A 13620-nucleotide genomic window follows, 5' to 3' on the forward strand; every position below is an offset into this window, starting at 1 on the left:
AGGAGCTTTCATGTCTCGTCCTGTAAAGGCCAGCATTGATATGTCAGCCTTACGCCAGAATCAACACATTGTTCGCCGCGCGGCGCCCGCCTCGCGCCTGTGGGCGGTGGTCAAAGCTAATGCTTATGGCCACGGCCTGGCAAGGGTCTGGAACGCGCTTAGCGCCGCGGACGGTTTCGCGATGCTGAATCTTGAAGAGGCGATCCTGCTGCGCGAGCTCGGCTGGAAAGGGCCGATACTGATGCTGGAAGGGTTCTTCCATGCCGATGAGCTGGCGCTGTTTGATAAATACCGATTGACTACCAGCGTGCACAGTAACTGGCAAATCAAGGCGCTCCAGCAGGCGAAGCTGCACGCGCCTCTCGATATTTACGTCAAGGTGAATAGCGGGATGAATCGGCTGGGTTTTATGCCGGACCGTTTGCACATCGTCTGGCAGCAGCTGCGAGCGCTCGGTAACGTCAGCGAAATGACGTTAATGTCGCATTTCGCTGAAGCGGAAAACCCGGACGGCATTGTCGAGCCGATGCGGCGCATTGAGCAGGCGGCGGAAGGGCTGGATTGCCCGCGCTCGCTGGCGAACTCGGCGGCAACCTTGTGGCATCCGGAGTCGCATTTTAACTGGGTTAGGCCGGGGATCGTGCTGTACGGCGCCTCGCCTTCCGGCCTGTGGCAGGACGTGGCCAACACCGGGCTGAAACCGGTGATGACGCTGAGTAGCGAAATTATTGCCGTACAGAACCTGAAAGCCGGTGAAGCGGTCGGCTACGGCGCAACCTGGCGCACAGCGGAGGAGCGGCGTATCGGCATCGTTGCCTGCGGCTATGCTGATGGTTACCCGCGGCTGGCGCCGAGCGGTACGCCGGTGCTGGTTGACGGCGTACGCACCGTGACGGTCGGGCGCATCTCAATGGATATGCTGACCGTTGATTTAACCCCATGCCCGCAGGCAGGGATAGGCGCGCCGGTCGAGCTGTGGGGCAAAGAGATCAAAATTGACGATGTCGCGGCCTCCTGCGGCACCGTCGGATATGAATTAATGTGCGCGCTCGCGCCGCGCGTACCGGTTGTGACGGTGTAACTTAGCCTGAGGCGGATCACTCCGCCTCATCTTCCGCCATCCGTACGCCGACCCGCAATACGTGATCTTCTTCTTTTTCCGCCACCGTCCACACCATCCCGGCAAATTCCACCTGGTCGCCGACCACCGGCGCGGCGCCTAACAGATGCTGTATGACATCACCCAGCGACTGCTGACGATCGCGAAACTCTTCTCCCCCGTCAATGCCGTAAATCTGCGCGACGTCGGCAAATCTGGCGCTGGCATCGAGGATAAAATCACCGAAGAAGCGCTGATCCAGCGCCACCGGCGGCGACTGGCTGAACAGTTTACCCAGCGCGGGCAGGTCACGTTCGCGGCCAATCACGCAGAGAATATCGCCTTCCAGCAGCCGGGTACTGCCGGTAGGGTGCAGGAGTACGTTGTCGCGAAACAGCGCGGCAATCCGCGTCTCCGGCGGCATATGCAGGTCGCGCAGCGCCGCGCCGACGCACCATTTTTCGGCGCTAAGCTGATAAACGAACTGCTCCCACGGGTTTTCCGGATGGATATCCAGCCCGACGCGGGAGATGGGCGAGCCGACCGGCGGCACCACCACTTTGGCTTTCTTCGCCGCCCAGGAGAGCGAGGTCCCCTGTAAAAGCAGCGAGACCAGCACCACGAAGAAGGCCACGTTAAAGAACAACCGCGCATTCTCCAGGCCCGCCATCATCGGGAAGACGGCGAGAATAATCGGCACCGCGCCGCGCAGGCCCACCCAGCTGATAAATATCCGCTCGCGCAGGTTGAAGCCGCGAAACGGCAGCAGACCGGCAAACACCGATAGCGGACGGGCGATAAAGATCATCCACATCGACAGAATGAGCGCCGGGATGGCGATAGGCCACAGGTCGGACGGGGTGACCAGCAGGCCGAGCACCAGGAACATGGCGATCTGCGCCAGCCACGCCAGGCCGTCGAAGTTTTGCAGGATACCGTGGCGGTTGCGAATCGGCCGGTTGCCGAGCAGGAATCCGCACAGGTAGACCGCGAGGATGCCGCTGCCGTCCAGCGAGGTGGTGGCGGCGAAAATCATGATCCCGCCGCTCAGCGCCAGCAGAGGATAAAGCCCGGCCGGCAGCACAATGCGGTTAATCATCTGCAGCAGCAGATAGCCGCCGCCGAGGCCGATAGCGATACCCAACCCAAACTGCTGCACGATATGCACCGCGAACATCCAGCTCAGGCCGGTCTCGTGCTGCTGAATCATCTCGATAAGGGTTATGGTCAGGAACACCGCCATCGGGTCGTTGCTGCCGGATTCAATTTCCAGCGTCGAGCCGACGCGTTCGTTCAGCCCTTTACCGCCGAGGAGTGAGAATACCGCCGCGGCATCGGTTGAGCCGACGATAGCGCCGATCAGCAGCCCTTCAATCAGGTTGAGATGAAACAGCCAGGCCGCCATCAGTCCGGTCAGGGCCGAGGTGATCAACACCCCGACCGTGGCGAGCGAGAGGGCGGGCCACAGCGCCACGCGAAAAGAGCTGGCCTGAGTGCGCATCCCGCCGTCAAGCAGGATAACCGCCAGCGCCAGGTTGCTCACCATGTAGGCGAAAGGGTAGTTGTCAAACGGAATGCCGCCGATACCGTCAATGCCCGCCAGCATCCCAATCGCCAGGAAGATAACCAGAATCGGGATACCGAGGCGTGAGGAAAAGGAACTTAATAAAATACTACAGGTTACTAAAACAGAACCCAGGATAAACAGACTGATGACCGCAGCGGCGTCCAATGTTGACGTACTCCTTACCGGCGTGAAGATAAATTAAAAACTACACCATTTTAACAATCTGACGCCGATCGGGATATGCGTTAGAGGAATTTTTATTCCGCCAGAACCGGGTGGCCGCTGATGCTTAGCGTGGTGATGGATGCGTTATTGACCAGCAATGCTCTGGCGCCAAGCGGCAGGGTGACCGTACGCTGCTCGTGACCGAAATCCAGGCCGCTGATGACCGGAATGTTAAGCTGCTGGCGAAGGTAGTCGTATACCATCGGCAGATCGTATCCGGCATCGTAGTCGTTGGCGTTTGCGCCGGTAAAACTGCCGAGGATAATCGCCCGCTGGCGCGCGAGAATACCGCTGTTGAGCAGCTGTAATAGCATGCGTTCGACGCGGAACGGGTGTTCGTTAATATCTTCCAACACCAGAATTCCATCGCTAATCTGCGGCATCCACGGGGTGCCGATAAGCGAAGTCAGCATCGCCAGGTTGCCGCCCCACAGCGTGCCGTCGGCGCGACAGTCCGGACCTTCACCGTGCCATTCGAGCGTAAACGCCGGGTTGTGCAGCGCCTGCCAGAAATGGTGCTCGGTAAATTCGTTCAGCGTTTCAGCGCCGAAGTTTCCCGCCAGCATCGGCCCGCTAAAAGTGATTATGCTACCCTTTGCCAGCAGCCCCAGCTGGATGGCGGTGAAATCGCTGTGGCCGCAAATAAGCAGCGGATCCTGCTGCTGGCGGGCGATCAGCGCCTGCCAGTCAATCTGCGGCAGCAGGCGAGTCGCGCCGTAGCCGCCGCGTACCGCCAGCACAATGCGGTTTTTACCGGCGAGGGCGGCGAGCTGGTTGATATCGGCAAGGCGTTCATTCTCAGTTCCGGCAAAGCGCAGCGCCCGGCGGGGAATGACTTCCTGGTGCGCGACCTGGTGCCCGGCCTCCTGCAGACGCTGTACGCCGCGAAACGCCGCCTCCTGGTTGATGCAGTAACCGGAAGGGGCGACGAGATAAAACTGAGACATGACAATTCCTTGCTAAGAATGAAAGGGTTATCATGCCGCCTGGAGCGTTTATTGTCATCTCCGTGCGGCAAACTTCAGCCAATAAGGATAGATGTGTGAAATTGAGATGGTGTGTTTTTTTATGTGTATTGTTGGCCGGTTGTAGTTCAAAACACGATTATCGTAACCCGCCGTGGAACCCGGAAGTCCCGGTTAAGCGGGCGATGCAGTGGATGCCAATCAGCGAAAAAGCCGGTGCGGCGTGGGGCGTCGATCCCCAGCTGATTACCGCCATCATCGCCATTGAGTCCGGCGGTAACCCGACGGTGGTCAGCAAATCCGGCGCGGTTGGCCTGATGCAGCTGAAGCCCTCGACCTCCGGTCGCGATGTTTACCGGCGGATGGGCTGGAGCGGGGATCCTTCGGTGAGCGAGCTGAAGAATCCCGAGCGCAATATTTCGATGGGGGCGGCCTACCTTAGCATCCTCGAAAACGGTCCGCTGGCGGGGATTAAAGACCCGCAGGTGATGCGCTATGCGGTGGTGGTGTCCTATGCCAACGGCGCGGGCGCGCTGCTGCGGACGTTCTCGTCCAATCGCCAGGATGCGATTGAAGAGATTAACGATATGGACGCCGATGATTTCTTTGAGCACGTGGTGAAAAAGCACCCGGCACCGCAGGCGCCGCGCTATATCTGGAAGCTGCAGAAGGCGCTGGACGCCATGTAAAGGGCGCTCCCCGCAGGCTCAGCTTGCCGGGGAGCCATCGGCCCGGCCGATTCTGGAACTGCAAATTGATAAAGACGCGCGGCGGGCCCCCGCCGCGCGGAGGTTTACGGCGCGACTTTTTTCTCCTCTACCGCAGCCGGCTGCTGAGCGGCAGGCTGCGCCGGGACGTCCGTCGCTTTGCCGTTGTCGTCATTCGCCGCCGGGCGCGCGGTGGGGACGGAGTCACACGGCTTCTCTTTCGGACACACCAGGTCCAGCATCTTCAGGGTGACGCCGTTGGTCCAGCCAAAGCCGTCCTGTAGCGGATACTCTCCGCCACCGCCGCCTGTTCCGGTCGAGCTGACATCATATTTTTCCACCAGCTTCTGTTCGCTGTTGTAGGTGTGCTGAACGTTGCTGAGGAACCGCCAGCTCACCTCCATCGCGATTTTCTGCTGGCCATACTTTTGCAGGCCTTCAGCGGCAACCCACTGCAGCGGCGCCCAGCCGTTCGGCGCATCCCACTGCTGGCCGCTATTGACGGTCGTGGTGGTCAGGCCGCCGGGCTTGAGCAGCCGCGCTTCGGTGGCGGCGGCGACCTTCGCGGCGCGTTCGCTGGAGGCGGCGTTGACGTACAGCGGGAACAGCGCCGCGGCGGTCAGCTGATTGCGCACCTTATGACTTTTCAGATCGTAATCGGCGTACCACCCCTCTTTATCGTTCCACAGATATTTCTCCAGCGCTTTCTGACGGGCGTTGGCTAATGCGTCATACTGCGCGGATTTAGCGCTATCTCCTGCCGCTTTACTGGCGCGGGCGATGGTTTTTTCCATGTGGAACATCAGCGAGTTCAGATCGACCGGAACAATCGAGGTGGTGCGGATGGTGCCGAGCTGCTGCGGGTTATCCATCCAGCGGGAGCTGAAGTCCCAGCCGGATGCCGCGGCGGAGCGAAGATCGCGGTAGATTTCAGTGGCCGGGCGGTTGGGATTGTTTTTGGCGGTCGTGACGTCGTCCAGCCAGGATTCCGGACGCGGCGTGTCGTTATCGTCCCAGTAGCGGTTGAGCAGGGCGCCGTCGGCCATCCGCACCACGCGCTTACTGGCGCTGCCGGGCTCAAGCGCCTCAGCGCCATCCATCCAGTACTGGTACTCTTTCTCCATCTGCGGCAGCCATTTTTTGAGCGCCTCATCGCCCTCGTGCGTAGCCAGCAGTTCAACCATAAACGGGAAGAACGGCGGCTGCGAGCGGCTCAGATAGTAGGTGCGGTTGCCGTTGGGAATATGGCCCCAGGCGTCGATCTCCGCGGCGAAGTTGGTCACCATATCTTCAATTTTATCCCAGTGGCCGCTCTCAGCCAGGCCGAGCATGGTGAAGTAGCTGTCCCAGTAATAGACTTCGCGAAAGCGTCCGCCGGGCACCACGTAGGGCTTAGGCAGCGGCAGCAGCGAATCCCATTTTTCGACGTCGACGGTACTGCGGGTCAGTACGGGCCATAATCCGTTGATATGCTGGCGCAGCGTTTGTCCTTTTGGCGGAACGTACTGGTCGTTTTCGCGAGGCAGGGTAAAGTTGAGTTCGACGAAGTGCCGCAAATCAAAGCTGGTCTGGCTTTTCTGCATACGATAATCGGCAAGGATCATCAGCGGGTCGCCGTTCGGAATGGCGTCAGCAAACGTTTTCTGGTCAGAAAAAAGTTTTGCGCTTTGCACATCGTTAAATAGCGGACCGAGCAGGATATCGGGTGATTGCGGGGTGGGACGGGTTTCTTCAGCCTGAGCCGTCAACGTCGCCAGGGCGACAAATGCGCCCCCTAGCGCCAGACGAAGAGCAAAAGGCAGGGTAGCGGGGCGACGGGAAACGGGACTCGTCATAGATTGTTCTCCTTATCATTGCAGACTATGTGCCACTGCATTCGGCCATCAGAAAACCTTAGACGAATATCCGCCGCTGCGCGTGTCCGAGGTAACATTTTACGTGAAAACAGAGTATTTACCGCCCACTGGCCGGCACCCAACCGGCACTATTACGCTAAGCACAATATTATAATCTTAATCATATGAAACTGACATGACGTTATTTGCGTTATGAATGTTTTTGCGCAAATAAAAAACACCATTCAATAGTGATGCCAGTAAATAGAAAACGGAACTGAAGTTTATCTGTGACAATAATGGTCATATTTATCACCTTTTAAGCATTGCGCAAAGGATGAAAACCTGTGATCTGTCGGGCAAAAACGCCGGGATTAATATGACTGAAGGCTGACAGGATCACATAAATTAAAAAACATAAATAATTAATTAAAAAACATAATGGCGCCCGCATAGCGGATAAGTAAAAAATGCAGACATTACAGGAACCGGTTTCATTTTGCATAAAGGAGTGGTGTATGTCTGCTGGCGACAAAATCTCTGTCAGAGAGAAAATAGGCTATAGCCTGGGGGACGCGGCCAGTCACATTGTATTTGACTCGTCCGTGGCTATTCTGGCTTATTTTTATACCGATATTTATGGCCTGCCGCCCGCCGTGATGGGGACGATGTTTTTGCTGGTTCGTCTGCTGGATGCGATTACCGATCCGATTATGGGCGCGATTGCTGACGCCACCTCAACCCGCTGGGGCCGCTTTCGCCCCTGGCTGCTGGCGATCTGCGTCCCCTTTGCGGTGAGCTGCGTGCTGGTGTATTCCATTCCCTCTTTCTCCGACTCAGGAAAAATTGCCTACGCCGTGGCGGCTTATATATTTATGACCCTGATGTATACGGCGATTAATATTCCTTACTGCTCGCTGGGCGCGGCGCTGACCTCCGATCCGCGCGAAAGCCTCTCGCTGCAGTCCTGGCGATTCGCTATCACCCCAATCGGCGGCGCGCTCGGTACCGCGTTTATTTTACCGCTGGCGGACTTTCTCTATCCCGGCGACCGCGCGACCGGCATTCAGGTTTCGATGGCCCTGTTTGGCGTTATCGGCTGCCTGATGTTTATCACCTGCTTTGCCACTACCAAAGAGCGCGTGCAGCCGATTAAAGAAGAGAACCTGAACGTAGCGCGGGACGTGAAAATACTTTTTCGTAACGATCAGTGGCGTATTCTTTCCGTTTACAATTTTATGATGCTGGTCGCCGTAGTGATTCGCGGTGGCGCCGTCGTTTACTATGTGAATAGCGTGCTGCATAAAGGCGCCGACGTGATAACGATATTCATGCTCGGCGGGATGTTTGCTTCCATGCTGGGTTCGGTGCTGGCCAAGCCCTTCGGGACGCGTTTTTGTAAGGTCCGACTCTCTTTCTGGATTAACCTGCTCACCGCCGCGCTGGGCGTGGTTTGCTTTATGGTTCCGGTGCAATACTGGATTGCGGTGCTCGGCGTGCATATTCTGATTTCTATTATTCAGGGCGGCAACGGCGCGCTGCAGTGGTCGATGATTACCGACGTGAATAACTATGGCGAATGGAAAACCCAGCGGCGTATTACCGGTATGAACGTTGCGGCAAATATCTTTGTTATCAAGCTGGGCGTCGCCGTTGGCGGGGCGATCCTCGGCTGGATATTGGCCTATTACCATTACGCCGCTAACACCGCGGTGCAGCCAGCTTCAGCGGTGCAGGGCGTGGTGCTGTTGTTCACCCTGGTTCCTTCTGTTTTTTATGTTCTTACCGCCGTCTCTATTAAATTCTATGGCTTAACGGAAAAGAGAATGAACGGCATCGTCGATGATTTAAACCACGGAACCTTCGCTGAATCCTGATTATTCAACGCCGTATTTAAAGGGCTGTACAGACTATTTCTCTGGATAGCCCTGGTTTTACCCTGGATGAAACAAATAATAATGTAATTAGGGATGTTGATAATGAAAGTAAAGTATATAGCTCTGGTTATTAGTGGCCTGTTCTCCTCTGGCCTTTGGGCAGCGACAAATAATGCTCCTGCGGATATTGAAAAGCGTTTAGCGCAGCTGGAACAGCGCTTAATAGATGCTGAGCAACGGGCGGCCGATGCGGAAGCGAAAATTCAGACCTTAACCCGGCAGCAGGCCGCTGTGGCGAAAAGCACGCCAACCGTAAAAGTGGAATCCGCCGAGCCCGTCGCTCCGGGCGCTGAGCCGACGAAACTGACGCTCTCCGGCTACGGCGATATCAAGTTTTATGGCGATGTGGAGTTCAACATGGATGGCGCCAGCAGCAGCGGCAGCCTGACCTCGGTAAAAACCACGGCGAATAAAGACTGGGCGCCAGGCAATAACGAACGCTGGGATATTAACGGCCGACTGCTGTTAGGTTTTGACGGCATGCGTAAAATGGATAACGGTAATTTCGCCGGTTTTTCCGTCCAGCCGCTGGCGGACCTGAACGGCAAAATGAACCTTGATGATGCGGTATTCTTCTTTGGCCAGGAGAACGACTGGAAGGTGAAGGTTGGGCGCTTTGAAGCTTACGATATGTTCCCGCTGAATCAGGATACGTTCGTGGAATACTCCGGGAACACCGCCAACGATCTCTACAGCGACGGCTACGGCTATATCTACATGATGAAGGAAGGCCGCGGCCGCAGCAGCAGCGGCGGCAACTTCCTGATGAGCAAAACCCTTGATAACTGGTATTTCGAACTCAATACCCTGCTGGAAAACGGCAGCACGCTGTTCCAGGACCAGCAGTATCACGGTACTGAACTGGAAAATGAGAAAAATGTCGCCTATTTACGCCCGGTTATTGCGTGGAACAGCGGCCGCTTCTCCACCGCCATCGCCATGGAGAGCAACGTGGTGAATAACGCCTATGGCTATCACGATGCGAAAGGGCGCTGGGTCGACCAGTCCAGCCGCACCGGCTATGGCTATACGATGACGTGGAACGGGCAAAAAACCGATCCGCTGGATGGCGTGGTGACCAACCTTAACGTCGCTTATATGGATGCCGAAGATGAAACTGACTTTACCGCGGGGGTGAACTCCCTGTGGCACGGTGTTGAGCTGGGCTACATTTACGCGCATAACAAGATTGAAAGCTTTAATACCGCTAACTTTATCGCTAACTGCGACGATAACTGCTGGATCGCCGATCCGGGGAAATATGATATCCACACCATTCACGCGTCGTATCTGTTTCCGAACGTGATGAATATGAAGAATTTCAACATCTATCTGGGTGCCTACGCATCCTGGATTGAATCCCACCCGAACAACGGCGACGGCCAGGAAGATTCCCGCTACGGCGGCCGGCTGCGCTTCAAGTATTTCTTCTGAGCACTGCGGAGCCCGCATTGCGCGGGCTCTGTTCATTATGCTATTAAGCCTCCTGTCGGGGCATGAGTTAACAGGACAACGCCATGTATGACAGTCAAGCGGGGACGCCGCTGGAAGGGTTTGCCGAATTTGCCGCCGCCGCCGCTGCCGAAGGCGCGGTGCTGTTGAGAAACGATGGCCAAATGCTACCGCTCGCTCCCGAACGGCCGCTATCGTTATTTGGCCGTACGCAGATTAACTACTATCGCAGCGGTACCGGTTCCGGCGGGGCAGTTAACGTAGTGAGCAGCACAACCTTGCTGCAGGCGATGCGTGCGCGAAACGGGGTGAGGCTGAATACGCAGCTGGCCGGACTCTACGAGCGCTGGGTTGAACAACACCCCTTTGATAATGGCGGAGGGGGCTGGGCAGCGGAACCCTGGTACCAGCAGGAGATGCCGCTGAGCGATGAGCAGATTCGTCAGGCGCGCGCTTTCTCCAGCCAGGCAGTGATTGTTTTCGGGCGTACCGCGGGAGAGGATCGGGACAACGCCGACGTGGAAGGTGGCTATCGGCTCACCGCCGACGAAATGAACCTGCTGCATCAGGTCTGCGGCGAATTTGATGACGTGGCGGTGGTGCTGAATACCGCCGGGCTTATCGATCTCTCATGGGCTGACGATCCGCTGCTGCGTCAACGCATTCGCGCGCTGCTCTACGTCTGGCACGGCGGCGCCGACGGCGCTCAGGCGGCCACTTCGCTGCTCTATGGTGAGGTGACGCCATCCGGCAAGCTGGTAGGCAGCATCGCGATCTCTCTCGACGACCATCCGGCATCGCCCTGCTGGGGGGCGGAAGCGCAAAGCCTCTATCAGGAGGATATTTACGTCGGCTATCGCTACTTCGAAACCTTTTGTCCGCAGCGTCTGCAGTTCCCCTTTGGCTTTGGTCTCTCATACACCTCTTTCACCCTGCAATCGGCGCGGGCGGAGGCCTTTGGCGACCTGATCAAGGCGACCGTCACCGTGACCAATCGCGGGGAGCGCTTCGCGGGCAAAGAAGTGGTGCAAATCTACCTCCAGGCGCCGCAGGGCGCGCTCGGCAAACCGGCCAAAGTGCTGGTGGCTTTTGCCAAAACTCGCCTGCTGCAACCGGGGGAAGGCGAAACCTTAACGTTATCGATCCCGCTGGAGCGTTTTGCCTCCCTGGACGATAGCGGAGCTACCGGACATCCACACTGTTATGTAATGGAGCCAGGGCTTTATCGCTTGTTGCTTGGTAACAGCGTGCGCGATCTACAGCCGCTGCCGGTTGACGGCGAGGCGGGGTACGCGCAGAAAACGCTGCGGATCCTCTCCTGCCATCAGCAGGTGCTGGCCCCTACGGTGCCTTTTGTGCGCATTAAACCCGCAGCCGGCGGCGATGGGCGCTATCAGATCGAGTGGGAGGACGTGCCGCGGCGGGAGATTAATCTGCGAACGCGCATTGAGGAACGCCTGCCGGAGAGTATTCCCCTTACCGGCAACCAGGGGCTGACTCTCAACGACGTGGCTGAAGGGCGTACCACGATGAACGCGTTTGTTGCTCAGCTGTCTGTTGAGGAGCTGGCCTGCCTGGTGCGTGGAGAAGGCATGTGTAGCCACAAAGTGACCCCCGGCGTCGCGTCGGCTTTTGGCGGCGTGGCCGACAGCCTGCTGGAAAAAGGTATTCCTCTGGCATCGACCGCCGACGGCCCATCCGGGATTCGCATGGATAACGGCGCGAAGGCCACTTTGCTTCCCAGCGGTACATTATTGGCCTCCAGCTGGGACCCGATCCTCGTGGAACGCTTATACGTGATGGAAGGTAAAGAGCTGCTGCGCAACGGCATTGATCTGCTGCTGGGGCCGGGGATGAACATCCAGCGCCATCCGCTGAACGGGCGTAATTTTGAGTACTTTTCCGAAGATCCGCTGCTCACCGGGATGATGGCGGCGGCGGTGGTTCGCGGCATTCGCAGCGGCGGCGGGATTGCCACCCTCAAGCACTTTGCCTGCAACAATCAGGAGTTCGCCAGAGCCAAAGCGGATTCGGTGGTGTCAGAGCGCGCGTTGCGTGAAATCTATCTCAAAGGTTTTGAGTATGCGGTCAAATCCGGCGGCGCAAATGCGGTAATGACCGCTTATAACCCGGTCAACGGCCATCACGCCGCATCCAACTACGATCTCACCACCACCGTACTGCGCGAGGAGTGGGGCTTTCGCGGGATCGTGATGACCGACTGGTGGGCAACGATGAACGATCCCGTCGATGGCGGCGCGGCGAGCACCCACAACACCGCGGCGATGATCCGCGCGCAGAACGACCTTTACATGGTGGTCAATAATAACGGCGCGGAAGTTAATGCGGGGGGAGATAACACCCTGGCGGCGCTGGCGACAGGCGAGCTAACGCTCGGTGAGCTTCAGCGCTGCGCGATAAACATCCTCGACTTTATGATGCAGACGCAGGTCTTTAAGAGCGGGGAGATGCCGCGGGCGGGGATTATTCGCCTGGCGGCGGATCCTGCGTGCGATGGGGCCTGTCCTGGCGCAATTAAAATTGCCGAGCAGTCGCGGCTGCGCTACGACGAGGAACTGGTGCTGAGCGTTGAGCGAACAGCGGTTTATGACGTGCTGGTGAGCGTTCACGCTAATGGTGCGCCGCTCGCACAAACCGCCTGCAATCTGCTGCTTAATGAACAATTTGTGGCGACGATCCAGACCAACGGTACGCTCGGTCGTGAGATTGTGCAGAAGCTGTGTCGGATTGAGCTACAGTCGGGGAAATATCGCGTAGGCTTTGATTTTATCAAGCCGGGTCTGGTGGTGGACTGGCTGGAGCTCAGGCTCGTTAATGACTAATTTCCGTCTCAGGAACCGCCGATGAACCGACGCCATTTTTTGTTTTTAAGCGCCGCCGCGCTGCTGGCGGGCGGCCGTCTTCGCGCCGCTGAAAGCCAGCAAACGATCCGCCTGTGGCCTGGCGTGCCTCCCGGCGGCGGCGGACCGGACGGCCCCGTCCGCTTATCGACACGCGGAGCGCTAAGCCATATCGCCCAGCCTGAACTGACGGTATGGCGTCCCGCAGCGCCACGCGGCCACGGCGTATTAATTGCTGCCGGCGGCGGCTATCGATGCATTGAAATGGCGAAGGAGGCCTGGCCCGCCGCGCGCTGGCTAACGATGCGCGGCTATACCGCGTACGTGCTGACCTATCGTCTTCCCGGGGAGGGATGGCAAGCGGGCGGCCTTGCTCCGCTGCAGGACGCTCAGCGGGCGCTGCGCCTGATTCGTCAGCGGGAAGCCAAAGTCAGCCTTCTGGGGTTTTCCGCCGGCGGACATTTGTCGGGAATGGCTGCCTGTCGCGCCGATTTTGCCTCTTACTCGCCGGTCGACGGCGTGGACGACGCCCCGCCCCGGGCCGACGGCGCCGCGCTGATTTATCCGGTGATTTCCCTCGAACCTCCGTACACCCATACCGCCACCCATCGGCTCCTCGCCGGGCCTCACGCCGCGGAGGAGGTCGATCGCGCCTGGTCGGTACAAACCTGGGTCAGCGCGCGGACGCCGCCCTGTTTTCTGGTTCAGGCGGAGGACGATAATGTCTCCGATCCGCACAATACGTTGATAATGGCCGCCGCCTGCCGTCAGCATCAGGTCCCGGTCACCCTGTATCGTTACGCCAGCGGCGGTCACGGTTTTGCGCTGGGCCGGGCCGGTACGCCCAGCGTCGAGTGGCCCGAGCGCTACGCAGCGTGGCTCGCGGTGCGTTAGTATCGCGTGAATCGACTTGCCCCAAATTGGTGCGCTTTAAGCGAAAAACAGGCCATAAATAAGCAAAGCGTCTGATTG

Annotated in this window: 9 protein-coding genes; 6 read left to right on the forward strand and 3 right to left on the reverse strand. The window is 58.1% G+C overall.

Features of this window, described 5'->3' with window-relative positions; all coding sequences use genetic code 11:
- The first annotated feature begins 10 nt into the window (after positions 1–10).
- Positions 11–1081 (forward strand): catabolic alanine racemase DadX, encoded by a 1071-nt coding sequence (gene dadX / locus HMPREF1144_RS05230; protein WP_009652041.1) that lies wholly within the window; start codon positions 11–13, stop codon positions 1079–1081.
- A 16-nt stretch (positions 1082–1097) separates the two neighbouring features.
- Here the strand turns inward: dadX and HMPREF1144_RS05235 are convergent, their stop codons facing one another.
- Both HMPREF1144_RS05235 and ldcA read right to left on the reverse strand, forming a co-directional pair.
- Positions 1098–2831 carry a potassium/proton antiporter gene (locus tag HMPREF1144_RS05235; RefSeq protein ID WP_004851981.1) on the reverse strand — a complete coding sequence of 578 codons (1734 nt, stop codon included), beginning with the start codon at positions 2829–2831 and terminating at the stop codon, positions 1098–1100.
- A gap of 92 nt (positions 2832–2923) precedes the next feature.
- Positions 2924–3838: a muramoyltetrapeptide carboxypeptidase gene (gene ldcA, locus HMPREF1144_RS05240; protein ID WP_009652020.1), complete on the reverse strand. Its 915-nt coding sequence runs from the start codon at positions 3836–3838 to the stop codon at positions 2924–2926.
- 95 nt (positions 3839–3933) lie between these two features.
- Between ldcA and emtA the strand changes: the two genes are divergently transcribed.
- A complete protein-coding gene (gene emtA / locus HMPREF1144_RS05245) occupies positions 3934–4545 on the forward strand; it encodes a membrane-bound lytic murein transglycosylase EmtA (RefSeq protein WP_009651970.1) in 612 nt (203 codons plus the stop codon).
- Between the two features lie 104 nt (positions 4546–4649).
- Here emtA and HMPREF1144_RS05250 read toward each other — a convergent pair whose 3' ends face one another.
- Positions 4650–6398, reverse strand: a complete 1749-nt coding sequence (locus HMPREF1144_RS05250) for an alpha,alpha-trehalase (protein ID WP_004851976.1) — start codon at positions 6396–6398, stop codon at positions 4650–4652.
- A 518-nt stretch (positions 6399–6916) separates the two neighbouring features.
- Between HMPREF1144_RS05250 and HMPREF1144_RS05255 the strand changes: the two genes are divergently transcribed.
- The 4 genes from HMPREF1144_RS05255 to HMPREF1144_RS05270 all read left to right on the forward strand — a co-directional run bounded on the left by HMPREF1144_RS05255 (position 6917) and on the right by HMPREF1144_RS05270 (position 13542).
- Positions 6917–8275, forward strand: coding sequence for a glycoside-pentoside-hexuronide (GPH):cation symporter (locus HMPREF1144_RS05255; RefSeq protein WP_004851975.1), 1359 nt, complete (start codon positions 6917–6919; stop codon positions 8273–8275).
- Between the two features lie 102 nt (positions 8276–8377).
- Entirely contained in the window at positions 8378–9769 is a 1392-nt protein-coding gene (locus HMPREF1144_RS05260) for a carbohydrate porin (protein ID WP_004851973.1), read from the forward strand.
- An 83-nt stretch (positions 9770–9852) separates the two neighbouring features.
- Positions 9853–12630 (forward strand): glycoside hydrolase family 3 protein, encoded by a 2778-nt coding sequence (locus tag HMPREF1144_RS05265; protein ID WP_009651982.1) that lies wholly within the window; start codon positions 9853–9855, stop codon positions 12628–12630.
- Positions 12631–12651: 21 nt separating this feature from the next.
- Entirely contained in the window at positions 12652–13542 is an 891-nt protein-coding gene (locus HMPREF1144_RS05270; protein ID WP_009652006.1) for an alpha/beta hydrolase, read from the forward strand.
- Positions 13543–13620 lie beyond the last annotated feature (78 nt).

Source organism: Klebsiella sp. OBRC7 (genome assembly GCF_000293135.1).
Taxonomy (GTDB): Bacteria; Pseudomonadota; Gammaproteobacteria; order Enterobacterales; family Enterobacteriaceae; genus Klebsiella; species Klebsiella michiganensis.